Origin of the sequence: Nocardioides sp. T2.26MG-1 (genome assembly GCF_950101795.1) — a bacterium.
In the GTDB taxonomy this organism is placed as follows: Bacteria; Actinomycetota; Actinomycetes; order Propionibacteriales; family Nocardioidaceae; genus Nocardioides.
Genome location: NZ_CATNLZ010000012.1, coordinates 303,763 through 327,110 on the forward strand (window position 1 = coordinate 303,763; position 23,348 = coordinate 327,110).

Sequence of the window (23,348 nt, forward strand, 5' to 3'; positions counted from 1 at the left end):
ACGCGTGGACCATTATCCCCTATCGGACGGTGACGCGGAGCACAGCCCACCGGCAGCGCCCGAACGGGGCTGGCAGACTCCAGCCATGCAGGCCCGCTCGGCGCTCTTCGACGTGTACGGCGATCACCTGCGCGCCCGCGGCAGCGAGGCGCCCGTGGCGGCCCTGGTGCGGCTGCTCGACCCGGTCGGCATCGCCGGCCCGGCGGTGCGCACCGCGATCTCCCGGATGGTCATGCAGGGCTGGCTCGAGCCAGTCCAGATCGGCGGCGGGCGCGGCTACCGCACGACCCCGCGCGCCAACCGCCGCCTCGACGAGACCGGCAACCGGGTCTACCGCCGTGACGTCCACGACTGGGACGGCCGCTGGCACCTGGCGTTCGTCGCGCCGCCCGCCAGCCGGGCCGCGCGGTCGCGGCTGCGCGCGGGGCTGACGTTCATCGGGTACGCCGAGCTCGCCGACAACGTGTGGGTCAGCCCGTACGGCCGCACCGAGCTGGCCTCGGTGCTCGAGCGCGAGAGCGCGACGGCCAGCACCGCCCGGGCGGACCACTTCGACCCGCCACCGACCGGCGCCTGGGACCTCGACGCGCTGCGGAGCGCCTACGACGGCTGGCTCGAGGCGTCCGGCGACCTGGTCGCCCAGCACCTGGCGGCCCACGACGACCCCGACGAGGCGGCGTTCGCGGCGCGGTTCCACCTCGTGCACGAGTGGCGCAAGTTCCTGTTCGCCGACCCCGACCTCCCCGCGGCGCTGCTGCCCGCCGACTGGCCGGGCCGGGCGGCCGCGCAGCTGTTCGCCGCGGAGGCCGACCGGCTCAAGCCGGGCGCGGACCGCTTCGTCGCGCGCTGCCTCGGCAACTGACCTGACAGGATGCCGCCATGACCGAGCCCCTCCAGCCGTCCGTCCTCCTCGACGTCGCCGACGGCGTCGGCACCATCACGCTGAACCGGCCCGACGCCTACAACAGCCTCGACATCGCGACCAAGGAGCTGCTGCTCGACACGGTCCGCGCCGTCGCCGACGACCCCGCGGTCCGCTGCGTGGTCCTCACCGGCAGCGGCCGGGCGTTCTGCACGGGCCAGGACCTCAAGGAGCACATCGAGCTGCTCGAGAACGGCGGGAGCGACCTGCTGTTCACGACCGTCGACAAGCACTACAACCCGATCGTCACGGCCCTGGCGGGCATGGCCAAGCCGGTGATCGCCGCGGTCAACGGCGTCGCCGCGGGCGCCGGCGCGAGCCTGGCGTTCGCCTGCGACCTGCGGATCGTGGCCGACACCGCCGGCTTCAACCTGGCGTTCGCGAACGTCGCGCTCTCCTGCGACACCGGCGCCAGCTATCACCTCCAGCGCCTGGTGGGCCGGGCGAAGGCGCTCGAGCTGCTCTACTTCCCGAGCACGGTGCCGGCCGCCGACGCCCTCGAGCTCGGCCTCGCCACCCGCGTGGTGCCCGCCGCCGACCTGATGGCCGAGGTCGGCGACCTGGCCGCGCGGCTCGCCGCCGGCCCCACGGTCGCGCTGGGGGCGATCCGGCAGTCGGTGGCGTACGCCGCCGGGCACTCGTTCGAGGAGTCGCTCGAGCTCGAGAGCGCGATGATGCAGCGGACCGGCGCCACCGCCGACCACCGGGCCGCGGTCGCGGCGTTCGTGGCGAAGGAGAAGCCGGTGTTCCGAGGTCACTGAGCAGGAGCGAGCGAGGGACGAGCTCGCTCCGTGGGCTCAGGGAGGTCGAGCAGGCCCGCGACCGACGAAGGAGGTCGTGACGGCCGCGTCGAGACCCAGTCGCTCGGCGGCCGCAGCTACTGGCGCCGCGCGCCCCAGATCGACAGCACCTGACGAGGCGCGATCGACCGCATCAGCCGCCGCGGCGGGTGCGCGCCGTACTCCGCGGTGAGCGCCGAGCCCCGGAACCGGTGGTTGAACCAGCTCGTCATGGTGCCGTGGCACACGCCGCCGCAGGTGAAGGACTTGCGCGGCAGGTTGAGCTTGTCCGCGACCCGCCGCGAGAACCGCTGGCTCTTGGTGTCGGTGTCGACGCCGTGCAGCGGCTGGTGGAAGCTGATGATCCAGTGCGGCCGGATCGCCTTCAGGAACCGCATCGCCGCGCGGGTCTCGGGCTCGGACCCGGGCCGCGGGCCGGACTCGTAGGTGCCGTCGAGGTCGGCCCAGCGGTAGGGGAAGTTGCGGTTGAGGTCGACGCCGCGCGCGTTCTTGCGGGTGTGTCGGGCCAGGCCGTCGGGGTTGTAGACCGGCAGCACCCACAGGTTCAGCCCGTGGATCTGCCGCCCGTCGCGCAGCGACTCGAGGATCCGCCGGGTGTGCCCCTCGTTGCCGTGCATGGTCGAGATCAGCAGCACCTTCGGCCCGCCGCGCTCCCCCAGCCGGAAGGCCTTGATCGGCCGGCCCTGCACGGAGTGCCCGATCACCCGAGTCTCGACCACGGCGGGCCGGTCGACGGGCGCACGCACGGCGTACGACGGCGCGGGGACGCCGGCGAGCAGGCCGGCGAGCAGGCCTGTGGTGACGGCGGTGACGAGGAGGGAGCCGAGGCGCATGGTCCTCGACCCTACCGAGCCACCGGCCGGCTCAGACCTTCGCGTACAGGTAGGCCCACGTGAACACGCAGACGCCGACGAGCATGCCGACGTGCGCGAGGATCGAGAGGCCGGGCCCCTCGGACCAGCTGTCCTCGCTGCCGTCCGAGGCGTGCTTGCCGTGGCTCGGCAACCAGCGCACCAGGATCAGCAGGCCGGCGCCGACGACGACCCACCACAGCGCGAGCGCCACGATCCCGACCAGGTCCCCGCCGAGCGCGGTGTCCTCGCCGGCGATGAGGAACACCACCCAGGTCGCGAGGGCCAGGATCCCGGCCACGGTGTGCACGTGCAGGACGGCGCGGGACGTCTGCAGACGCCCGGCACCACCATCCTCGCTGCCGAGCCGGAGGCGGGTCAGCACGATCACGACCGCCGCCAGCGCGGTGAGGATGTAGACGACGATCTCCTCGGTCGACACGGTGCGAAGTGTGCCCTACGCGGTGGGTTCGTCGCCACGACCCGCGGCAGACGCCGGCGGTTCATCCATCGGAGCAGCGGTCCCGGACCGGCCGTCGGCGACGTCGTCGCGGTCCTGCAGCTGGGTCGCGAGCCGGTCGAGGAGCGCGTCGACCTCCGACATCCGGTAGCCCCGGAGCGCGAGCGGGAACCGCACCCGGCGCAGGTCGTCGGCCCGCAGCGGGCCCTCCGCGGGCACGCCGGCGTCCGGGCGGTCGTCGTACACGTCGGCGAGCGGCGCGCCCCGGCCGGCCGCCACCACGGCGATCCCGCCCAGCGCCAGCACGATCAGCACCGCGAAGAACCACATCACGGCTGCTCGCCCTCCCGTGCGGCCACCATCCTGGCGACGGCCTCGTCGACGTCGTCGGTGACCAGCAGCGAGTCGAGGTCGGCCTGCTTGATGCGGCCGTCGGCGACCATGGTGCCGCCCATCCACTCCAGCAGGCCGCTCCACTCCGCGACGCCGAGCAGCACGATCGGGAACGACGTGATCTTCTGCGTCTGCACCAGCGTCATCGCCTCGAACAGCTCGTCGAGGGTGCCGAGGCCGCCGGGCAGGGCGAGGTAGCCCTGGGAGTACTTCACGAACATCGTCTTGCGCGCGAAGAAGTAGCGGAAGTTGATGCCGACGTCGACCCAGGAGTTGAGCTCGGCCTCCCACGGCAGCTCGATCCCGAGACCGACGCTGATCCCGCCGGCCTCGCTCGCGCCCTTGTTGACGGCCTCCATCACGCCGGGGCCGCCGCCGGTGATCACCGCGAAGCCCGCGTCCGCGAGCTTGCGGCCGACCTGCTCCCCGAGCGCGTACGCCGGGTGGTCGGCGGGCGTGCGCGCGGAGCCGAACACGGACACCGCCGGCCCGAGCTCGGCCAGCGCGCCGAAGCCCTCGACGAACTCGGCCTGGATGCGCAGCACCCGCCACGGGTCGGTGTGCACCCAGTCGCTCGGCCCGCGGGTGTCGAGCAGCCGCTGGTCGGTGGTGCCGGCCTCGACCTGGTCGCGGCGCTGGAGGATCGGGCCCTTGGACTTGGAGCGCACCATGTCAGCGGCCTCCCAGCCAGTTGCGGAGCCGGTCCTCGCAGCGCCGGATCTGCTCGACGGGCACGTGCTCGTCCTGCTTGTGGGCGAACAGCGGGTCACCCGGCCCGTAGTTCACGGCCGGGACGCCGAGGGCGGTGAACCGGGCGACGTCGGTCCAGCCGAACTTGGGGTTGACCTCGCCGCCGACCGCCTCGACGAACGCCTTGGCCGCCGGCCGGTCCAGCCCCGGGAGCGCGCCCGGGGCGGAGTCGGTGAGCGTGACGTCGAAGCCGGTGAAGAACTCCCGCACGAACGCCTCGGCCTCCGCCTCGGAGCGGTCCGGGGCGAACCGGTAGTTGACCGCGACGACGCACTCGTCGGGCACCACGTTGCCGGCGACGCCGCCGCTGATCGCCACCGCGTTGAGCCCCTCGTGGTACTCCAGGCCGTCGATGACCGGCCGCCTGGCGTCGTACTCGTTGAGCCTGCGGAGCACCTCGGTCGCTCGGTGGATCGCGTTGACGCCGCGCCAGCTGCGTGCGGAGTGGGCGCGCTCGCCGGTGGTCCGCACGTCGACGCGGAGCGTGCCCTGGCAGCCGGCCTCGACGCCGCCGTTGGAGGGCTCCATGAGGATCGCGAAGTCGCCGGTCATCAGCTCGGGGTGGGTGCGCGAGAGCCGGTTGAGGCCGTTGTGCTCGGCCTCGATCTCCTCGGCGTCGTAGAGCAGGTAGGTGACGTCGCGGTCCGGCTCGGGCAGGGTCGCGGCGAGCCGGAGGATCACCGCGTCGCCGCCCTTCATGTCGCAGGTGCCGAGGCCGTGGAGCAGGTCGCCGTCGGGCCGGCGCTCGTAGCGGGCGGGCAGGTTGTCGTTGACCGGCACCGTGTCGAGGTGGCCGGCGATCACGACCCGCTCGCCGCGGCCGAGGTCGGTGCGCGCGACGACGGTGTTGCCGTGCCGGCTCACCGTGAGGTGGTCGTACGCCGTGAGCGCGGTCTCGACCGCGTCGGCGATCGCCTGCTCGTCGCGGCTGACCGACTCGATGTCGACCAGCTGCTGGGTGAGCGTGACGGCGTCGGTCGTGAGGTCGAGCTGGATCCCTGTCACGGGTCTATCCAACCAGCCGGGCGAGCTTGGTCAGCGCCATCCGGGTGCCGGTCTCGTTGTCCGCGGGCGGCACCGCGTCCGGGACGCCGTCCAGGCGCATCGACACCTCGGTGCCGCCGCTGCCGTCCCCGGCGTCCCCGACGTCGCGGAGTGTGGTGGTCGTGGTGATCGGGCCCGCGAGCTCGGGGGCGGCGTCCTCGAACTCCACCACCTCGACCACGCGCTCCCCGGGCACCAGCTCGGTGAACACCCCGGCGTAGGTGTCGGTCGCGCCCTCGGTCTTGCCGGCGGCCGCGGGGTCGTCGTACGTCAGCGAGACCCGGATCCGCCCGCCGACCCGCGGGTCGAGCTCGTGCACGGTGCCGCGCATCCCGTCCGGCACCCGCCAGGCCGCCACCGCGGCCGGGTCGAGCAGCGCCCGGAAGACCGTCTCGCGGTCGGCGTGGACGACGATGCTCGCGGTCGTCGAGTACATGGCTCCGACCCTAGACTTCCGCCCACACTAGAACACGTTCTAGTGTGGGCGCATGCGCAACGGACTCGTCCTGTTCACCTCCGACCGCGGGATCACCCCGGCCGCGCTCGGCGCGGCCGCGGAGGAGCGGGGCTTCGACACGTTCTACGTGCCCGAGCACACCCACATCCCGGTCAGGCGCGAGGCCGCGCACCCCGGCACCGGCGACGAGTCGCTGCCCGACGACCGCTACCTGCGCACGCTCGACCCCTGGGTCTCGCTGGCGACGGTCGCCGCGGTCACCTCGCGGATCCGGCTCTCCACCGCGGTCGCGCTGCCGGTCGAGTCCGACCCGATCACGCTGGCCAAGCAGATCGCCACGCTCGACCACCTCTCCGGCGGCCGGGTCGACATCGGCGCCGGGTTCGGCTGGAACACCGACGAGCTCGCGGACCACCACGTCCCCGCCGCCCGCCGCCGTACGGTCCTCAAGGAGTACGTCGAGGCCATGCGCGCGCTGTGGACCCAGGAGGAGGCGTCGTACGACGGGGAGTTCGTCTCGTTCGGGCCGTCCTGGGCCTACCCCAAGCCGGCCCGGCACATCCCGCTGGTGATCGGCGCCGGCGGCGGCCCCAAGACGTTCCGCTGGATCGCCGAGAACGCCGACGGCTGGATGACCACCCCCACCCAGGCCGACATCTCCGCGAACATCGAGGCGCTCACGAAGGCCTGGGCCGATGCCGGCCGCGACGGCGCCCCCGAGGTCCGGATCCTGATCGCGTTCAAGCCCGACCCCGAGGACCTGATGGCCTGGGCCGAGGCGGGCGCCACCGAGCTGATCTGGGGCGTCCCCGACAAGGCCCCCGACGAGGTGCTCGCCTCCCTCGACCGCCTCGCCGGGCGCCTCGGCCTCGGCTGACGTGGGTCGGGTGGTTTCGAGGCTCGTCGCTAGCGCTCCTCGCACCTCAACCACCGCGTCGGTGGTTGAGGTGCGAGCGAAGCGAGCCTCGAAACCACCTACGCCCTGGTGACCGTGACGACCGGCTCGGGGCCGTCGGCCGACACGACCTCGTACGACGTCGCGAGGGTCTCGCCCGCGATCAGCTGCTCGTGGGTGCGGGCCGCGGCCTGCACCTCCTCGGAGCCGCCGATGGTGAGCGCGATCCGGTCGGAGACGTCGAGGCCGGCGTCGCGGCGGGCCTGCTGGACCGCGCGCACCAGGTCGCGGGCCAGGCCCTCGGCCGCCAGCTCGGGCGTCACCTCGGTGTCGAGGACGACGAACCCGCCGCTGCGCAGCACGCCGGTGGCGCTGGCGTCGTCGGACGAGCCGGCGACGGTCTCGAGGGTGTACTCCCCGTCGGCCAGCACCAGGCCGCCGGAGGTCACGGTGCCGTCCTCGGCCACCGACCAGTCGCCGGACTTCGAGCCCTTGATCGCCGCCTGGACGTCCTTGCCCAGGCGTGGGCCGGCGGCACGGGCGTTGACGGTCAGCCGCTGCTCCACGCCGTACGCCGAGGCCTCGGGCGACTCCGCCGCGAGCAGCCGGACCTCCTTGACGTTGACCTCGTCGCGGACGATCGCCTCGAACCCGCCCAGCGCGGCCGGGTCGTCGACGACCACGGTCAGCCGCGACAGCGGCAGCCGGTTGCGCAGGTTGGCGGCCTTGCGCAGCGCCGAGGTGGCCGAGCAGACCTCGCGGACCTGGTCCATCGCGGCGACGAGCGCCTCGTCAGCCGGCAGCTCCTCGGCCAGCGGCCAGTCGGCCAGGTGCACCGAGCGGCCGCCGGTCAGCCCGCGCCAGACCTCCTCGGTGGCGAGCGGCATCAGCGGCGCGGTCGCCCGGCAGACGACCTCGAGCACCGTGTACAGCGTGTCGAAGCCGTGCGCGTCGCCCTCCCAGAAGCGGTCCCGGGACCGGCGGATGTACCAGTTCGTCAGCACGTCGAGGAACGACCGCGTCGCGTCGCACGCGTCGGCCACGGCGTACGCGTCGAGCGACCCGGTCATCTCGGCGACGAAGTCGCGCAGCTTGGCGAGGATGTAGCGGTCCATCGGATGCGCGGAGTCGGTGCGCCGCTGCGCGTCGTACCCCTGACCGCCGCCCGCTGGATCCTGGGCGGCGTTGGCGTAGAGCTGGAAGAAGTACCAGCTGTTCCACAGCGGGATCAGCACCTGGCGCACCGAGTCGCGGATGCCCTGCTCGGTGACGACCAGGTTGCCGCCGCGCAGGATCGGGCTCGACATCAGGAACCAGCGCATCGCGTCCGCGCCGTCGCGGTCGAAGACCTCGCGCACGTCGGGGTAGTTGCGCAGCGACTTCGACATCTTGTTGCCGTCGGAGCCGAGCACGATGCCGTGGCTGATGCAGTTCTCGAACGCCGGCTTGTCGAAGATCGCCGAGGCGAGGATGTGCAGCGTGTAGAACCAGCCGCGCGTCTGGCCGATGTACTCGACGATGAAGTCCGCCGGGAAGTGGTGCTCGAACCACTCGCTGTTCTCGAAGGGCACGTGGACCTGGGCGAAGCTCATCGAGCCCGAGTCGAACCACACGTCGAGGACGTCGGAGACGCGGCGCATCATCGACGTGCCGGTCGGGTCGTCGGGGTTGGGTCGGACCAGGTCGTCGACGTAGGGCCGGTGCAGGTCGGGCTCGCCGTCGCGGTTGCGCGGGAGCGTGCCGAAGTCGCGCTCGATCTCCTCGAAGGAGCCGTAGACGTCGATGCGGGGGTACGTCGGGTCGTCGCTCTTCCACACCGGCACCGGGGAGCCCCAGAAGCGGTTGCGGGTGATCGACCAGTCGCGGGCGTTCTCCAGCCACTTGCCGAACTGGCCGTCCTGGATGTGGTCGGGCACCCAGTTGATCTGCTGGTTGAGCTCGAGCATCCGCTGCTTGAACGCGGTCACCTCGACGAACCACGACGAGACGCCCTTGTAGATCAGGGGCTCGCGGCAGCGCCAGCAGTGCGGGTAGCTGTGGTCGTAGGTCTCGCGGCGCAGCAGCACCGTGCCGGGGGTCACCGACCCCGTCTCACCCGCGCCGGTGGTCGCCGCCTTGAGGTGGTCGATCACCTGCAGGTTGGCGTCGAAGACCAGCATGCCTTCGTACTCGACGACCGGGAACGTGAAGCGGCCGTCCTTGCCGACCGGCATCACCGCCTCGATGTTCTCGCGGTCGGTGACGATCTTGTCGTCCTCACCGAAGGCGCCGGCGGTGTGCACCAGCCCGGTGCCGTCGGTGGTGGTGACGAACTCGGCCGGCACGACGCGGAAGGCGTTCTCGTGGCCCAGGTAGTAGGAGAACGGCGGGGTGTAGGTCAGCCCGACCAGCTCCGAGCCCGGCCCGCGCCACACGACCTCCGGCGCCTCACCGAGCTCGCGGGCGTACGCCGACAGCCGCGCGTCGGCCAGCAGGTAGCGCACGCCGTCGACGGCGACCACGACGTACTCGATGTCCTCGCCGACCATCACGGCGAGGTTGCTCGGCAGCGTCCACGGGGTCGTCGTCCAGACGAGCAGCTTGACGCCCTGGAACTCGCCGGGAGTGCTCACCTCGTAGCCGACCGTGACCGCGGGGTCCTGCCGCACCTGGTAGACGTCGTCGTCCATCCGCAGCTCGTGGTTGGACAGCGGGGTCTCGTCGTTCCAGCAGTAGGGCAGCACCCGGAAGCCCTCGTAGATCCAGCCCTTGTCGTAGAGCTGCTTGAAGGCCCAGATGACCGACTCCATGTAGTCGGGGTTCATCGTCTTGTAGTCGTGCTCGAAGTCGACCCAGCGCGCCTGGCGGGTGACGTACTCGCGCCACTCGTCGGTGTACATCAGCACCGAGGAGCGACAGGCCTCGTTGAACACCTCGATGCCGAGCTCGTGGATCTCGTCGGTGGTCTTGATGCCCTTGAGCCGCATCGCCTCGAGCTCGGCGGGCAGGCCGTGGGTGTCCCAGCCGAAGCGCCGCTCGACGCGCTTGCCGCGCATGGTCTGGTAGCGCGGGATCAGGTCCTTGACGTAGCCGGTGAGCAGGTGGCCGTAGTGCGGCAGGCCGTTGGCGAACGGCGGGCCGTCGTAGAAGACGAACTCGTTCGCGCCGTTCTCACCCGGGTCGCGCTGGTCGATGCTCGCCTGGAAGGTGTCGTCGGCCTTCCAGTACGCCAGCACCCGCTCCTCGATCGCGGGGAACCGCGGGGAGGACGGGACGGCGTCGGTGCCGGCCGTCGAGACCTTGGGGTACGTCATGGGCGATTTCCTCCGCTGCGTCGTCGTCACGTGAGGACGACGTGTGCCGCGGTACCACCTCACTTGCCCCCTGCTGACCAAGGAGCCACTCGTTCACGGCTGTGACGGGCCTACCCGTCCGGTTCTACTGAGCGCTCCCCGACCGTGGGACAGCGCCGTTCTTCCGGAGGCTCGCCGCTGATGACGGCTCGAACGCCTGTGGGCACAGCGTACGGCGCCGCGCGGGTGCCCCGCGAATCGGATTCAGTGCACCGCTCTCGCCTGATTCCGCTTGCGGGGCCCGGACCATGCTGGTCGAGTGGTCCCATGAGCGAGACCGAGCAGACCGACCGCCGCGACTACCGGCCCACCCACGGCGAACGCGACACGGTGCTGACCTACCTGCGCAACTATCGGATCACCTTCGAGATGAAGTGCGAGGGCCTGGACGCCGAGCAGCTGGCCCGACGCGCCGTACCGCCGTCGACGATGTCGCTGCTGGGGCTGGTCCGGCACCTGGCCCGGGTGGAGCACAGCTGGAACCGGCGGATCATGCAGGAGCACACGGAGCTGCCGAGGCTCTACTGGACCGAGGAGCAGCCCGACCTCGACTTCGACGGGGCCGTCGCCGACGACGCCGTCGTCGCCGACGCCTGGGAGTCGTGGCGGCGCGAGGTCGCCGACGCCGACGCGTGGCTGGCCGCCCAGGAGGACTGGGGCCGCGAGATCCCCGCTCACGGGGAGCCCACCGAGCTCCGCGACATCGCCGTCCACCTGGTCGAGGAGTACGCCCGGCACTGCGGCCATGCCGACCTGCTGCGCGAGTGCATCGACGGGCGCACCGGACAGTGACCGACGCCGGCGAGCTTGCGACGTGATGCTGCACGTCCTCAAGGAGTACGCCCGCCACCTCGGCCACATGGACCTGCTGCGCGAGGCCGTGGACGGTCGCACGGGCGAGTGAGGCCGGCGGCCTAGGGTGTACGCCGTGACCGCGACTCCCACCTCCGCCCCCCGACAGGCCTGGGGCTTCGGCCTCGCCACCATCGACGCCCAGGGCACCGTCCTCGACGTGTGGTTCCCCTCCCCGGCGCTGGGCGCGGTGCCGGGGGACGCCGTGACCCCCTCGGAGCTGAGCGCGCTGCAGGGCAGCGACAAGGACCGGGCGGTCACCCGCGACGTGCTGCTGGTGGAGATCCCGGACCTGCAGGCCCCGCCGGCGACGACCGAGGACGTGTGGCTGCGGCTGCACCTGCTGTCGTGGCGGCTCGTCGTACCCCACTCGGTGAACCTGGACGGCATCTTCGGGCTGCTCACCAACGTCGTGTGGACCAACTCCGGCCCGTGCCCGGTCGAGGGCTTCGAGGCGACCCGGGCGCGGCTGCGCGCCAACGGCCGGCACGTCACGGTCTTCGGCGTCGACAAGTTCCCCCGGATGGTCGACTACGTGCTGCCGACCGGCGTGCGCATCGCCGACGGCGACCGGGTGCGGCTCGGCGCCCACCTGGCCGAGGGCACCACGGTCATGCACGAGGGCTTCGTCAACTACAACGCCGGCACCCTCGGCGCGAGCATGGTCGAGGGCCGCGTCTCCGCGGGGGTCGTCGTCGGCGACGGCTCCGACGTCGGCGGCGGCGCCTCGATCATGGGCACCCTGTCCGGCGGCGGCAAGGAGGTCGTCTCCATCGGCCGGCGCTGCCTGCTGGGCGCCAACGCCGGCCTCGGCATCTCGCTCGGCGACGACTGCGTCGTCGAGGCCGGCTGCTACGTCACCGCCGGCACCAAGGTGACGCTCGTCGACGCCGTCGACGGCATCGGGCCGAAGGTCGTCAAGGCGCGCGAGCTCTCCGGCGCCAGCAACGTGCTGTTCCGCCGCAACTCGGTGACCGGGGCGATCGAGGCGGTGCCGTGGAAGAGCGGCCGCATCGAGCTCAACGCCGCGCTGCACGCCAACTGACTCACCGGCTGGCTCACCGGCTGACTCACCGGCTGGCTCACCAGCGGTTTCACCCGACCCCCGACACTGGGCACATGGGGGCTGAGAGGGGCACGGCATGAGGACGCGCACGGGCGTCGCGCTGCTGGGGGTCGCCGCCGTCGGCGTGGCCGCCGCGGTGGGGTACGGCGTGCTCGACCACGTCGCGCCGCTGCTGCAGGCCGACGAGTGCACCGCCACGGTCAACGGCCGCACGGTCAGCCTGACCCCGGAGCAGGCCGAGAACGCCGCACTGATCACCGCGGTGTCGGTGGGCCGCGGGCTGCCCGCCCGGGCCGCGACGATCGCGCTGGCCACGGCGTACCAGGAGTCCAAGCTCTACAACGTCGAGTCCGGCGACCGCGACTCCCTCGGGCTGTTCCAGCAGCGGCCGTCGATGGGCTGGGGCAGCGAGGAGCAGGTGCTCGACCCGTTCTACGCCACCAACGCCTTCTACGACGCGCTGGAGAAGATCGGCGACTACGAGTCGATGCGCGTCACGGTCGCGGCCCAGGAGGTGCAGCGCTCGGGCTTCCCCGAGGCGTACGCCGACCACGAGGCCGACGCCCGGGTGCTCGCCTCGGCGCTGACCGGCAACTCCAAGCACGCGTTCAGCTGCCGGATCGGGGACGCGCCGGAGCCGGAGAGCGACCGGCTGAAGGCCTCCGGGCTGACCCACCGGGCCGACGTCGTACGCCGCGAGGTCGGCGAGATGTTCGGCGACCCGCCCCTCGGCGGCTTCGAGCCGGGCGGCGTCACGACCGGGCACATGGAGGGCTCCGCCCACTACGAGGGCCGCGCGGTCGACATCTTCGTGCGCCCGGTGAACGCGGACAACAAGGTCCGCGGCTGGGCGATCGCGCAGTACCTCGTCGCGATGGCCGACCGGCTCGGCATCCAGCACGTGATCTTCGACGACCGGATCTGGACCTCCGGCTCCTCCTCGGACGAGGGCTGGCGCGACTACGACCCGCCCGAGCGCTCCGGCGACCGGGCGATCCTCGAGCACCGCGACCACGTGCACGTCGACGTCTTCGACTGATCCCTGCCGCCGCCGGCGCCCGACGCGGCTACCGTGGGCTCGTGCTCTCGCGCTACGTGGCGGTCGTACTCCTCGCCGGCTCGGTCGCGGTCCTCGGCTCACCGGTCGCCGCCGCCGGACCGTGCACCGCGCCGACCATCCAGGGCACGAGCGGGGACGACACCCTGACCGGGGACCCCAGGGCGACCAGATCAGCGACGAGGTGACCCCCGCCGACGGCCAGGTGCTGGACGGCGGACCCGGCCGGGCGGCGACGACCGCATCATGGGTGGCGACCAGGACGACATCCTCAACGGCGGACCCGGCTGGGACACCGGCACCGGCTGGGGCGGCCACGACCGGTACGTGTCCGTCGAAAGGATCCGCCACCGCTGACCGCTGTGGATGAGCGGCGGATCGTCGCGCTTCGACGTCTGGGATCAGGGCGCCGCTGTGCGCAGGTCACGCTGTCGCAGGTCCGTGACGGCCGCGATCCGCACGTAGTCCTCGTCGCAGTGCCAGACGGCGGTGTCATGGCGCAGCGCGACCGCCGCGATCAAACAGTCGGTCAGCGAACGCACGGTGTGACCGCTGCGTCGTACGGCGCGGGCCAGTGCCGCTGCACTCCGGAAGTCCCGCGTGATGTCGACAGGCAGGTCGTCGAGGGTGCCGAGCTGGTCCTCGATCCGCCGCACCACGAACGGATCGGTCGGACCTGCGAGCAGCTCCATCACGATCGGCTCACACGTGGCGACCTCCGCCGGGCGGGTCGTCACCAGCTCACGGAACTGCACGTGGGCGCTGCTGTGCGTGCGCCGCAGGTGCTCGATCCACACCGACGTGTCGACCAGGATCACCAGCTGGCCGACCCGTCCGAGCGCAACTCGTCGAGATCGCCGTCCCAGCCGAGCCCCTCCAGGCTGAGCAGGCCCTCGCTGGTCGCGGTCGACCCGGCTGCGCGGCGCAGTGCGAAGTCGACGGCCTCGCGCTTGGTCTTGAGACGGAAGCGGCGCATCACCTCGGTGACGAGGGCCTCGTCGATGTCGATGTTGGTGCGCGCCATACACCAACGATACACCTCGGCGGCCGGCGGGCTGTGGATGAGCGGCGGGCGGCGGGCGCCGATCCAGGCAGACTGCCACCGTGGACGTGACCGAGGTGCTGCGCGAACTGGGTGGCGTGGCCACCCGCGCGGTCCTGGTCAAGGCCACCTCCCGCCTCGAGGTGGACCGCGCCGTGGAGGCCGGCTCGATCCTGGTCCCGGCCCGTGGCCGCTACGCCTTGCCGACGGCCGACGAGGCGGTCACGGCAGCGCACACACGGTCGGGAGTGCTGAGCCTCACGAGTGCGGCACTCCACCACGGATGGGCGGTCAAGACCGTCCCGAACGAGCCGCACATCGCCGTCCCTCGCGCGCGCAAACCGCCCCGCAACGGCTGGGGACCGGTGCAGATCCACTACGTCGACCTCGATCCGGCCGACGTGGTCGGAGACATCGCGACCGGGAAGGTCATCACCCTGCTGCAGTGTCTGCGATCCCTGCCCTACGACGAGGCGCTCGCCGTCGCCGACTCCGCCCTCCGCGCCGGCGACCGGCAAGCACTGCGCCAGGCGGTCGCGCTGGCGCGCGGACGCGGCGCGGCGCGCGTGCGTCGGGTGGCGCGGGACGCTCGGGCCGAGGCCGCCAACCCGTTCGAGTCCTGCCTCCGCGCGATCGCCAACCAGGTGCCTGGTCTCAACGTGCAACCGCAGGTGCTCATCACCAGCGTCACGCCCTGGTGCCGCCCCGACCTCGTCGACACGGATCTCCACGTCGCGCTCGAGGCAGACTCGTTCACCTGGCACAGCGACCGGCAGGCGCTGGCTCGGGACGCCCGGCGCTACAACCTGCTGGTCGCCGACGGGTGGTGGGTGCTGCGGTTCGCGTGGGAGGACGTGATGTTCGACGCCGGCTACGTGCGATCGGTGCTCACCCGCGTAGCCGAACTGGCGAAAGCCGCGGCGCACCATCCGTCGGCAGCGTGAGTCGCTGGAGCGGGACGGCCTTTGCCGGTTTGGCTACGCCAGCCGGGCGACGGCGGCATCCACCCGTTCGTCGGTGGCGGTGAACGCCACCCGCACGTGGCGCGAGCCGGCGCGTCCGTAGAACGCGCCGGGGGCGACCAGGATGCCGCGGTCGGCCAGCCACGCGCCGGTGTCCCAGCAGTCCTCGTCGCGCGTACACCACAGGTAGAGCGAGGCCTCGGAGTGGTCGATGGTGAAGCCCGCGCCGAGCAGCGCGTCGCGCAGCCTGGCCCGGCGGGCGGCGTAGCGGGCGTGCTGGTCGAGCGCGTGGGCGTCGTCGTCGAGCGCGACCCTCATCGCGACCTGCTGGGGCCCCGGCATCATCAGCCCGAGGTTCTTGCGCACCGCGAGCAGCTCACGGATCAAGGCAGTGTCGCCGGCCACGAAGCCGCACCGGTAGCCCGCGAGGTTGGAGCGCTTGGACAGCGAGTGCACCGCGAGGATGCCCCCGGCGGACCCGCCGGAGACCTTCGGGTGCAGCACCGAGACCGGGCGGTCCTGCCAGGCGCACTCCAGGTAGCACTCGTCGGAGACCAGGATCGTGCCGCGCTCGCGGCACCAGTCGACGACCTTCTTCAGGTGCTCGGGCGGCAGCACCCGGCCGGTCGGGTTCGACGGCGAGTTGAGCCACAGCAGGGCCGGCGTCTCCGGGCCGAGCGAGGTCAGCGAGTCGGTCGCGACCGCGCGGGCGCCGGCGAGCGCCGCCCCGACCTCGTACGTCGGGTAGGCGAGCTCGGGGTAGACGATGAGGTCACCCGGGCCGATGCCCAGGTGCAGGGCCATCGAGGCGATCAGCTCCTTGGTGCCGATCACCGGCAGCACCGTGTCGAGACTGTCCAGCACGGTCACGCCGTGCCGGCGCGCCAGCCAGTCCAGGCAGGCCTCCCGCAGGTCGGCCCGGCCGACCGTCAGCGGGTAGCCCGGCGAGTCCGCGGCGCCGCGCAGCGCCTCCTGCACGACCTCCGGGGTCGGGTCGACCGGGGTGCCGACCGAGAGGTCGACGATGCCGTCCGGGTGCGCGCGGGCGCGGTCGGCGTACGGGACCAGGTGGTCCCAGGGGAAGTCGGGGAGACGGGCCGAGACCGATGGTTTCGAGGCTCCCTTCGAGGCTCGCTCCGCTCGCGCCTCAGGACTAGCGCTCGCTCGCACCTCAACCAACGTGCTGGCTCAGCTCTCCTGGTTCTGCGGCGGGAGCTCGGCGATCATCGGGTGGTCGTGGTCGATCTCACCCATCTTCGCCGCGCCGCCGGGCGAGCCGAGGTCGTCGAAGAAGTGGACGTTGGCGTCGTAGTAGCCCTTCCACTGCTCCGGGGTGTCGTCCTCGTAGAAGATCGCCTCGACCGGGCACACCGGCTCGCAGGCGCCGCAGTCCACGCACTCGTCGGGGTGGATGTAGAGCATCCGCTTGCCCTCGTAGATGCAGTCGACAGGGCACTCGTCGACACACGCCCGGTCCTTCACGTCGACACACGGCTGGGAGATGACGTAGGTCACCGGTTCCTCCTGGGGCATAGCGGGGAGAGAGCTCGGCCACAGCCTAGTATCCGGACCGTGGTCGACGAGGCAGACCCTCAGTATGTGGGCAGGTGTCGTCGGTGCGTCCAGGGCCGTCGCGAGCGTCGCCCGGCGGAGCGCCTCGCAAGGCGGAGGAGGGAGGCGACACGGAGTGTCGACGACTGACGACAACGCAGCGAGGCGCCCGCAGGGCGACGCGCAGCAGGCCGGGGGCGCACCGACGACACCTCAGCACCCGATGGGGTCACACACCCTGGGCCCGCATGTCGTGGGCAAGCGGGTGGTCGTACGCCGGGTCCTGCGCGGCCAGACCGGTCCGACGGGCGGTCCGGCGTTCTCCGACGTGCTGGGCATCTGCACGTCCTGGGCCGACGGCACCTGCGTCGTGCAGCCCGAGACCGGCGAGCCGATGGTGATCGCGGTCGCCGACATCGTCTCCGGCAAGCCGATCCCGCCCCGGCCCTCGCCCCGGCTGCGGGCCACGCCCCAGGAGGCGCAGGTGCGGGCGCTGGCGCTCTGGCCGGACCTCGAGACCCGGCCGCTGGGCGACTGGGTGCTGCGCCACTCCCCCACCTCCACGGCCCGGCGCGCCAACTCCGTGCTGGCGATGGGGCCGGCGGGCGTCGAAGGCGCCTACGAGCAGGTCCTCGAGTTCTACGCCGGCCGCACCGGCCGCCCGATCGCCGCGGTGCTGCCGGGCTCGGCCGAGGACGAGCTGTTCCGCGGGCACGGGTGGGAGCCGGAGAGCACCGACGCCGACACGCTCTTCCAGGTGTGCGGGGTGGCGCAAGCGCGGCGCGCGGTGGTTTCGAGGCTCGCTCCTCGACCACCGGCTGAGTACGACGAGGCCGGCGACCTGGTGACCGTCCGGATCGGCGACGTCGCGAGCGGGGTGGCGGCGTACGACCGCGACTGGGTGGGCTTCCGGAGCATCGAGGTCGCGCCGGAGCACCGGCGTCAGGGCCTGGCCGTCGCGGTGATGGCGGCGCTGCTGGAGTGGGGCGCCGAGCGGGGTGCGACCACGGCGTACCTCCAGGTGCTCGGCGACAACGCGCCGGCGCTGGGGCTCTACGAGCGGCTGGGGTTCACCACCCACCACGCCTACCGCTACCTCGCGCCGGCCTTCCCCGCCGGCTGAGCCCCGAGCAGCCGCTCGCTGCGCGCGGTCACCCACGGCCACGCGACGCGCACGAACGCCAGGAGCAGGGTGCCGGAGAGGATCATGCAGCCGATGTTCGCGCCGAGCTGCTCGAGCGACCCGGCGATCTCGCCGCGCTCGCCGAACGCCAGCCCGAGCGCGAGGTTGCCGGCCGCGGGCACGGTGGTGACGCTGATGAAGACGCCGACCATCGTGGCGGTCTTCTCGATCGCCAGGGCGAGCGCGCCGGCGGCGCCGGCCAGCAGCGCGACCACGAACGACCACAGGTCGGGGTGCCAGATGAACCCGGTGTTGGGGCGCGCACGGGTGACGTCCTCGACGGTGATCGCCCCACCCCAGCGCGCGAGCAGGGCGAGGGCGGTGACCGCGGCGATCGCGAACACGAACGACAGCACCAGCAGCCGCAGGCTGCGGCCGACCAGGCTCCAGTGGCCGAGCACAATGCCCGCGCACGCTGCGGCGATCGCGCTGAACTCCGGCCCCACGACCATCGCCCCGACGACGAGCACGGCGGAGTCGGTGATCACCGCGATCGAGGCCAGCGAGACCGCGATCACCAGGAAGACCAGGTAGGACACCGTCGGCACCGCGCCCGCCTCCGCCTGCGCCTGGACCGACTCCCAGATCACCGCGTCGTCGGGGTGCCCCGGTGCGGCGGCCTCGAGCCGGCGGGCCTCGTCGAACGGCGTGCCGGTCGGGGTGGTGACCACGATGCCGCCGGCCGCGGCGAGGCCGAGGTCCTCGAGCCGCCGCAGCAGCGCGCCGGCCTGCTCGCGGGCCACGTCGCACTCGACGAGGTCGCCCGCGGGCTGCAGGCAGGCGCCCTCGGCCAGCGTGATGTTGGTGGTGCACGCGTGCTCGAGGAGCAGCGCGCGGACCGGGTCGGAGAGCTCGGTCGGCACGGTCAGGCGGAGGTGGACCAGCACGGCCCGAGCGTACGGCGGGAACGGGTTGGCGATCCGGCGGCGTGCCGACCTACGATCGGGGTGGATCGGTGAGGCCTGACAACCCTCGTGACAGCCGGTCCCGCGCGGATCGGCGTACCGACGAGAGGCCGGACGAACTGTTCGGCGAAGGTGTGGTGGCACCGCGACCTTGCCCCCGCCCACACCTCCAGGGCTTCACCGCTACTGGAGGCAATCGTGCAACGCACACTCTGTTCCGACCTGTCCAGCGCCACCCCGGGTGAGACCGTCCGGCTGCAGGGCTGGGTCCACCGCCGCCGCGAGATGGCGGCGCTGACGTTCCTGGTCGTCCGCGACCGCAGCGGCCTGGCCCAGGTCGTGGTCCGCGACGGGTCCGCCGTGCCGCCCGAGGAGACCACCGTCGAGGTGGTCGGCGTCGCGACCGCCAACGCGCAGGCGCCGGGCGGCGTCGAGGTGACCGAGCCGGTGATCACCGCGCTCACCGAGCCGGCCGCCACCCCGCCGGTCGAGCTGTGGCGCCCCGGACTCGACGTCTCGCTGCCGACGCTGCTCGACCACGCGCCGGTCACCTGGCGGCACCCGCGGCAGCGGGCCCGGTGGGAGCTCGCCGCGGCGTCGGTGCGGGGCTTCCGCGCGACGCTCGACGCGGCCGGCTTCACCGAGATCCAGACGCCGAAGTTCGTGGCGTCGGCGACCGAGTCGGGCGCGAACGTGTTCGAGGTCGACTACTTCGGGCGGCCGGCGTACCTCGCCCAGAGCCCGCAGTTCTACAAGCAGCAGTTGGTCGGGGTGTTCGAGCGGGTCTACGAGGTCGGGCCGGTGTTCCGGGCCGAGCCGCACGACACCGTGCGGCACCTGGCGGAGTACGTCTCGCTCGACGTCGAGCTCGGCTTCGTCCGCGACCACCGCGACGTGCTCGCAGTGCTGCGGGACGTGCTGGCCGGGATGGTCGAGGCGGTGCACGAGCACGCGGGCGCCGCCGTGGAGCGCTCGGGCGCGGACGTGCCGGTGGTGCCCGAGGAGATCCCGGTGATCCACTTCCGCGACGCGCTCGCGCTGGTCGGCGCTCCCGAGGACGAGCCCGACCTGGCGCCCGAGCACGAGCGGGCGATCGGCGCGTGGGCGCTGGCCGAGCACGGCAGCGACTTCGTCGCCGTCGAGGGCTACCCGATGGCGAAGCGGCCGTTCTACACCCACCCCTGGTCGCGAGACGGCGCCGGCGCGCCTCCTCGACCGACGGGTCGGTCGACGTGGTCCAACAGCTTCGACCTGCTGTTCCGCGGGCTCGAGCTCGTCACCGGCGGGCAGCGCCTGCACCGGCCGTCGGAGTACGACGCCGCGATCCGCGCCCGCGGCGAGGACCCGGCGGCGTACGCGCCGTACCTCCAGGCCTTCGAGCACGGCATGCCGCCGCACGGCGGGTTCGCGATCGGCCTGGAGCGGTGGACGGCGCGGCTGGCCGGGGTCGCGAACATCCGCGAGGTCACGCTGTTCCCGCGCGACCTGACCCGGCTCACCCCGTGACGGCGGGCTGACAGGTCGGGCGGAACGCCGGGTCGGCCGGGCCCGGTCGCGTGAGCGCGTTGAGCGTCCAGGCGATCGCGGTCCGGCTCATCGGGATGAGGACGTGCTCGGCCAGGTCGGCCGGGCAGGAGTCCTGGATGGTGACGTTGGTGGTGCGCGGCCCGGCCGCGAGGAACGCCGGCTCCGGGCGCGCGTCCGGTGGTTGAGGTGCGAGGAGCGCTCGCGACGAGCCTCGAAACCACCGCAGCGGACGGCGTGGCCTCAGTTCTTCTTCGGCTCCTTGCAGACCACCGTGTCCGAGGGCGTGTAGGCCGTGTGGAACTTTTCGACGTGGTCGACCGCGTCCTCGCCGTGGCGCTTGAAGGTGCGGGTCACGTCGACGTCGAACCCGGCGTACCCGGTGTTGGGATAGCAGTCGGGGGCCGACAGCGTGCGGGTCTTCGGCGGCCGGTAGTTGTAGCGGTCGGAGGTGGAGGTGGTGATGTCCCAGTACTTCGTGGACCACATCGACACCGTGACCACGCCCTGCGACGAGGGCGTGGCGGGCTGGACGGTGGCGTGGATCAGGACGCCGTACGGCGTGTCGTTCTGGAACCGCAGGTCGACCGCGCCCCAGGCCACGGTCGCCTCCCGGCCCACGGGATAGCGGTCGATGTAGAACGAGTGCGGCTTGTGCTCGATGTCCTTGAGCCCGGCGAAGAACATCGCGTTGAACGTGGTGGTCGCCATCTGGGAGACGCCGCCGCCGAGGTCCTCCTTGAAGATGCCGTCGCTGATGATGAAGCCCTCGGTGAAGCCGTTCTCGCGGGTGCGCTCGCCGACGGTGTCGTTGAGCGAGAACACGTCGCCCGGCTTGAGCACGGTGCCGTCGACGAGCTCGGCGGCGCGGCCGATGTTGATGTTGCGGTACTCCGCGTAGGGGTAGTACGTCGTGAACGTCGAGACCCGCTCGCGGATCTTCAGTGCCTTGGCGTCCGCGGTGGTGAAGTCGGGCTCGGCGACGGTCGACTCGACCTTCATCTCCCGGTCGCCGCCCTGGCGGGTGACCAGCTCGAGGAACGCGTCGCTGACGTCCGCGGGCTCGTAGGTGACGCCGGGCTTGGCCGGGATCACCTTCGGCTTGCCGCCGACCAGCTCGACGGTCGCGTCGACCGGGGCGCCGTCGTCGCTGATGCCGGCGTCGACGAGCTTGATCAGAGCCTTCTCGTGGAGGCTCGGCACCAGCTCGCCGTTCTCCGGACGCATGCCGAGCACCGCCCCGAACTCCGCCGGGTCGAGCCGCACCGGCGAGTCGCCGAAGACCAGCGTCACCGGGCCGGACATCGCCGGGTTGGCGAAGTCGTCGAGCGCCGCCTGCAGGTCGGCGTCATCGATGTCCGGCTCGGCCTTGCGCAGGCTCAGCTCGACGTCGGCGGCCTTGTCGGCGGTGTACGCCGCCGTGATCGCCTGCTCGGCCACGTCGCGGTCGAGCTCCTCGCCCGGGGCCGGATCGGTGGTGACGATCTTGCCGTCGCGGAACCGCACGTCGCCGTCCACCGGCGTGGTGCCGACCTCCTCGGAGAGGGAGTCGAGGGCGGTGGCGAACGCCGTGTCGTCGACGTCCACGACCGCGTCGAGGTCGTCGCCGCCGGTCCAGTAGTCCCACAGCCGCCCGGGGCTCCAGCTCCGCTCGCCGCCGGCGTCGGCCACCGACGCCGCGTAGTCGACGCTCAGCCCGGCCTCGCCGGGGTCGACCGTGCTGCGCTCTCCGTCGACGGTGACGGCGATCGGTCGGTCCACCCGGTCGGCCAGCCCGGCCCGCAGCGCCTTCTCGGCGGCGTCCGGTGTGCGCCCGCCGACCTCGACGCCCGCGACCGTCGTGCCCCGCGGCACCTTGTCGCCGGCGGCGAGGTAGACCGCGACGTACGCACCGGCGAAGAGCACCACCAGCCCGGCCAGCACGAGGAGGACGACCTTGCCGCCCTCCTTCTCACGGGCGGGCTCGGGCTTCGGCTTCTTCACGGGCGTCATCCTAGGAGTCGGTCTCACGGCGGGCGGGACGCGGCAGCGTGGCGATGCCCACGATCAACAGCACCAGGGCCGCCCCCAGGACGGTGTACCCCGGAAGGTCCTGGCTGATCAGGTAGTCGCCCTCGGGCCGCGGGAACGTCAGCCAGGCGACCATCGCGTCCCAGCCGGCGACGAACGCCAGCCGCGACCACCAGCCGGGCGGGAGGGCGACGACCGCGACGGCCGTGGCACCCAGGGCGAGGACGATCCCCCACGAGATCTCGTGGAGCGCGACCGTGGCCACCGCGGTCGCCGCGCCGGCGGCGAGCAGGCCGACGGCCGCCAGGACCCGCACCCCGGACCGGCTCAGAGCCCGGCGAACAGGTCGGTCTCGAGCCCGTCCTCGTTGAGCTCGCCGCGAGTGCCCTTGGCGATCCGGAAGAACTCCACGCCCCACGCGACGCTGCCCAGGTTGTTGGACAGCGCGAAGAACGGCCCGTCGGCGGTGATCTGGGTGGCGTGTGCCTTGAGCGCGGCCATCTTCTGGTCGACGTAGTCCTGCGCGTCGACGACCGCGGCGAGGTCCTCGTCGGGGGTGACGAAGTGGGGCAGCGGACCGTCGGGGTCCATGCCCTCGAAGCTCGTGGTGTCGCCCGCGTCGCGCAGCGCGCGCAGGCCGGCGCGCATCCGGCTCTCGGACATCGCGCCCCAGTAGATCTTCGGGATGTCCCAGCCCTCGCCGAGGTCCTTGCGGTACGTCGGGACCGCGGCCAGCGCGGCGGCGTACGTCGCGACCCGGTGGGCCTGGATGTGGTCGGGGTGGCCGTAGCCGCCGAACTGGTCGTAGGTGACCAGCACCTGGGGCCGCACCTCGCGGATCACCTCGACGAGGTGGTCGGCCGCCTCGGTGAGGTCGGCGTGCCAGAAGGCGTTCTCGTGGATGTCGTCGGCGGGGATCGCGTGGCCGTCGTCGTGCCACTTCATGCCGCTGTCGCGGTAGGTGCCGAAGCCGCCGAGGTAGCGGTGGTCGGTGACGCCGAGCGCCTTCATCGCCTCCGCGAGCTCGCCGCGGCGGTGCTCGCCGAGGCGGTCCTCCTGGTCGGCGGCGAGGTGCTCGAGCTCGGGCACGAGGATCTCGCCCATCTCGCCCCCGGTGCAGGTCACCAGCGTGACGCCGCGGCCCTCGGCGGCGTACTTGGCCATCGTCGCGCCCTGGCCGATCGACTCGTCGTCGGGGTGGGCGTGCACGAGCAGGAGGCGCTGGTCAGCGGACATGTGGCGATCCTAGGGAGGTCGGCGGACAGTGCAGGCTCTCGGTGGTCGAGCCTGTC

General features: G+C 72.4%; 26 protein-coding genes and 1 pseudogene. 12 read left to right on the forward strand and 15 right to left on the reverse strand.

What is annotated here, in order from left to right; translation table 11 throughout:
* Positions 1–85: 85 nt before the first annotated feature.
* Together QQZ14_RS11245 and QQZ14_RS11250 are read left to right on the forward strand one after the other, a co-directional pair.
* Entirely contained in the window at positions 86–862 is a 777-nt protein-coding gene (locus QQZ14_RS11245; protein WP_284534367.1) for a PaaX family transcriptional regulator, read from the forward strand.
* A gap of 17 nt (positions 863–879) precedes the next feature.
* The gene (locus QQZ14_RS11250; RefSeq protein WP_284534369.1) at positions 880–1,683 is read left to right on the forward strand and encodes an enoyl-CoA hydratase-related protein; all 804 of its coding nucleotides are present in this window, start codon (positions 880–882) and stop codon (positions 1,681–1,683) included.
* A 116-nt stretch (positions 1,684–1,799) separates the two neighbouring features.
* On the opposite strand, the gene QQZ14_RS11255 is transcribed toward QQZ14_RS11250, so the two are convergent.
* The 6 genes from QQZ14_RS11255 to QQZ14_RS11280 are packed head-to-tail and all read right to left on the reverse strand — an operon-like array spanning position 1,800 to position 5,656.
* The gene (locus QQZ14_RS11255) at positions 1,800–2,555 is read right to left on the reverse strand and encodes a M14 family zinc carboxypeptidase (protein ID WP_284534371.1); all 756 of its coding nucleotides are present in this window, start codon (positions 2,553–2,555) and stop codon (positions 1,800–1,802) included.
* A gap of 31 nt (positions 2,556–2,586) precedes the next feature.
* Positions 2,587–3,015, reverse strand: coding sequence for a hypothetical protein (locus tag QQZ14_RS11260; protein WP_284534374.1), 429 nt, complete (start codon positions 3,013–3,015; stop codon positions 2,587–2,589).
* Between the two features lie 15 nt (positions 3,016–3,030).
* Positions 3,031–3,363, reverse strand: a complete 333-nt coding sequence (locus QQZ14_RS11265; protein ID WP_284534376.1) for a DivIVA domain-containing protein — start codon at positions 3,361–3,363, stop codon at positions 3,031–3,033.
* Complete coding sequence (locus QQZ14_RS11270) at positions 3,363–4,097, reverse strand: LOG family protein (protein ID WP_284534378.1); 735 nt, start codon at positions 4,095–4,097, stop codon at positions 3,363–3,365. The genes QQZ14_RS11265 and QQZ14_RS11270 overlap by 1 nt, the downstream gene beginning before the upstream one ends.
* Position 4,098: 1 nt before the next feature.
* The gene (gene dapE, locus QQZ14_RS11275) at positions 4,099–5,172 is read right to left on the reverse strand and encodes a succinyl-diaminopimelate desuccinylase (protein ID WP_284534557.1); all 1,074 of its coding nucleotides are present in this window, start codon (positions 5,170–5,172) and stop codon (positions 4,099–4,101) included.
* A gap of 13 nt (positions 5,173–5,185) precedes the next feature.
* Positions 5,186–5,656: an SRPBCC domain-containing protein gene (locus QQZ14_RS11280; protein ID WP_284534380.1), complete on the reverse strand. Its 471-nt coding sequence runs from the start codon at positions 5,654–5,656 to the stop codon at positions 5,186–5,188.
* 52 nt (positions 5,657–5,708) lie between these two features.
* On the opposite strand from QQZ14_RS11280, the gene QQZ14_RS11285 reads away from it, so the two are divergent.
* Positions 5,709–6,554, forward strand: a complete 846-nt coding sequence (locus tag QQZ14_RS11285; RefSeq protein ID WP_284534381.1) for an LLM class F420-dependent oxidoreductase — start codon at positions 5,709–5,711, stop codon at positions 6,552–6,554.
* Positions 6,555–6,652: 98 nt separating this feature from the next.
* On the opposite strand, the gene ileS is transcribed toward QQZ14_RS11285, so the two are convergent.
* A complete protein-coding gene (gene ileS, locus QQZ14_RS11290; RefSeq protein ID WP_284534384.1) occupies positions 6,653–9,865 on the reverse strand; it encodes an isoleucine--tRNA ligase in 3,213 nt (1,070 codons plus the stop codon).
* A gap of 306 nt (positions 9,866–10,171) precedes the next feature.
* On the opposite strand from ileS, the gene QQZ14_RS11295 reads away from it, so the two are divergent.
* The 6 genes and pseudogenes from QQZ14_RS11295 to QQZ14_RS11320 form a co-directional block, all read left to right on the forward strand.
* A complete protein-coding gene (locus QQZ14_RS11295; protein ID WP_284534385.1) occupies positions 10,172–10,696 on the forward strand; it encodes a DinB family protein in 525 nt (174 codons plus the stop codon).
* Between the two features lie 25 nt (positions 10,697–10,721).
* Positions 10,722–10,808 carry a mycothiol transferase gene (locus tag QQZ14_RS11300; RefSeq protein ID WP_284534558.1) on the forward strand — a complete coding sequence of 29 codons (87 nt, stop codon included), beginning with the start codon at positions 10,722–10,724 and terminating at the stop codon, positions 10,806–10,808.
* A 24-nt stretch (positions 10,809–10,832) separates the two neighbouring features.
* On the forward strand, positions 10,833–11,801 hold the full coding sequence (dapD, locus tag QQZ14_RS11305; RefSeq protein ID WP_284534386.1) for a 2,3,4,5-tetrahydropyridine-2,6-dicarboxylate N-succinyltransferase: 969 nt from the start codon (positions 10,833–10,835) through the stop codon (positions 11,799–11,801).
* A 97-nt stretch (positions 11,802–11,898) separates the two neighbouring features.
* On the forward strand, positions 11,899–12,861 hold the full coding sequence (locus QQZ14_RS11310; RefSeq protein ID WP_284534387.1) for a hypothetical protein: 963 nt from the start codon (positions 11,899–11,901) through the stop codon (positions 12,859–12,861).
* Between the two features lie 41 nt (positions 12,862–12,902).
* Positions 12,903–13,067: a hypothetical protein gene (locus QQZ14_RS11315; protein ID WP_284534388.1), complete on the forward strand. Its 165-nt coding sequence runs from the start codon at positions 12,903–12,905 to the stop codon at positions 13,065–13,067.
* A gap of 52 nt (positions 13,068–13,119) precedes the next feature.
* Positions 13,120–13,236: pseudogene (locus QQZ14_RS11320) on the forward strand (hypothetical protein); the annotation flags it as partial.
* 44 nt (positions 13,237–13,280) lie between these two features.
* Here the strand turns inward: QQZ14_RS11320 and vapC are convergent.
* Both vapC and QQZ14_RS11330 read right to left on the reverse strand, forming a co-directional pair.
* A complete protein-coding gene (gene vapC / locus QQZ14_RS11325; protein WP_284534389.1) occupies positions 13,281–13,697 on the reverse strand; it encodes a type II toxin-antitoxin system VapC family toxin in 417 nt (138 codons plus the stop codon).
* Positions 13,694–13,903 (reverse strand): type II toxin-antitoxin system VapB family antitoxin, encoded by a 210-nt coding sequence (locus QQZ14_RS11330; RefSeq protein ID WP_284534390.1) that lies wholly within the window; start codon positions 13,901–13,903, stop codon positions 13,694–13,696. The genes vapC and QQZ14_RS11330 overlap by 4 nt, the downstream gene beginning before the upstream one ends.
* An 80-nt stretch (positions 13,904–13,983) precedes the next feature.
* Between QQZ14_RS11330 and QQZ14_RS11335 the strand changes: the two genes are divergently transcribed.
* The gene (locus QQZ14_RS11335) at positions 13,984–14,865 is read left to right on the forward strand and encodes a hypothetical protein (RefSeq protein WP_284534391.1); all 882 of its coding nucleotides are present in this window, start codon (positions 13,984–13,986) and stop codon (positions 14,863–14,865) included.
* Positions 14,866–14,898: 33 nt separating this feature from the next.
* On the opposite strand, the gene dapC is transcribed toward QQZ14_RS11335, so the two are convergent.
* Entirely contained in the window at positions 14,899–16,053 is a 1,155-nt protein-coding gene (gene dapC, locus QQZ14_RS11340; RefSeq protein WP_284534392.1) for a succinyldiaminopimelate transaminase, read from the reverse strand.
* A gap of 18 nt (positions 16,054–16,071) precedes the next feature.
* Positions 16,072–16,398 (reverse strand): ferredoxin, encoded by a 327-nt coding sequence (gene fdxA, locus QQZ14_RS11345; RefSeq protein WP_284534393.1) that lies wholly within the window; start codon positions 16,396–16,398, stop codon positions 16,072–16,074.
* 172 nt (positions 16,399–16,570) lie between these two features.
* Between fdxA and QQZ14_RS11350 the strand changes: the two genes are divergently transcribed.
* Entirely contained in the window at positions 16,571–17,557 is a 987-nt protein-coding gene (locus tag QQZ14_RS11350; RefSeq protein ID WP_284534394.1) for a GNAT family N-acetyltransferase, read from the forward strand.
* On the opposite strand, the gene QQZ14_RS11355 is transcribed toward QQZ14_RS11350, so the two are convergent.
* Positions 17,527–18,504 (reverse strand): DUF389 domain-containing protein, encoded by a 978-nt coding sequence (locus tag QQZ14_RS11355; protein ID WP_284534395.1) that lies wholly within the window; start codon positions 18,502–18,504, stop codon positions 17,527–17,529. The genes QQZ14_RS11350 and QQZ14_RS11355 overlap by 31 nt on opposite strands.
* Positions 18,505–18,720: 216 nt before the next feature.
* Between QQZ14_RS11355 and aspS the strand changes: the two genes are divergently transcribed.
* Positions 18,721–20,028: an aspartate--tRNA(Asn) ligase gene (gene aspS / locus QQZ14_RS11360; RefSeq protein ID WP_284534396.1), complete on the forward strand. Its 1,308-nt coding sequence runs from the start codon at positions 18,721–18,723 to the stop codon at positions 20,026–20,028.
* A 261-nt stretch (positions 20,029–20,289) separates the two neighbouring features.
* Here the strand turns inward: aspS and QQZ14_RS11365 are convergent, their stop codons facing one another.
* Genes QQZ14_RS11365 through mshB form a run of 3 tightly spaced genes read right to left on the reverse strand, consistent with a single transcriptional unit; the run spans position 20,290 to position 23,292 of the window.
* Positions 20,290–22,029, reverse strand: a complete 1,740-nt coding sequence (locus tag QQZ14_RS11365; protein WP_284534397.1) for a VanW family protein — start codon at positions 22,027–22,029, stop codon at positions 20,290–20,292.
* Between the two features lie 10 nt (positions 22,030–22,039).
* Complete coding sequence (locus QQZ14_RS11370; protein WP_284534398.1) at positions 22,040–22,372, reverse strand: hypothetical protein; 333 nt, start codon at positions 22,370–22,372, stop codon at positions 22,040–22,042.
* Positions 22,373–22,383: 11 nt separating this feature from the next.
* The gene (mshB, locus tag QQZ14_RS11375) at positions 22,384–23,292 is read right to left on the reverse strand and encodes an N-acetyl-1-D-myo-inositol-2-amino-2-deoxy-alpha-D-glucopyranoside deacetylase (RefSeq protein WP_284534399.1); all 909 of its coding nucleotides are present in this window, start codon (positions 23,290–23,292) and stop codon (positions 22,384–22,386) included.
* Positions 23,293–23,348 lie beyond the last annotated feature (56 nt).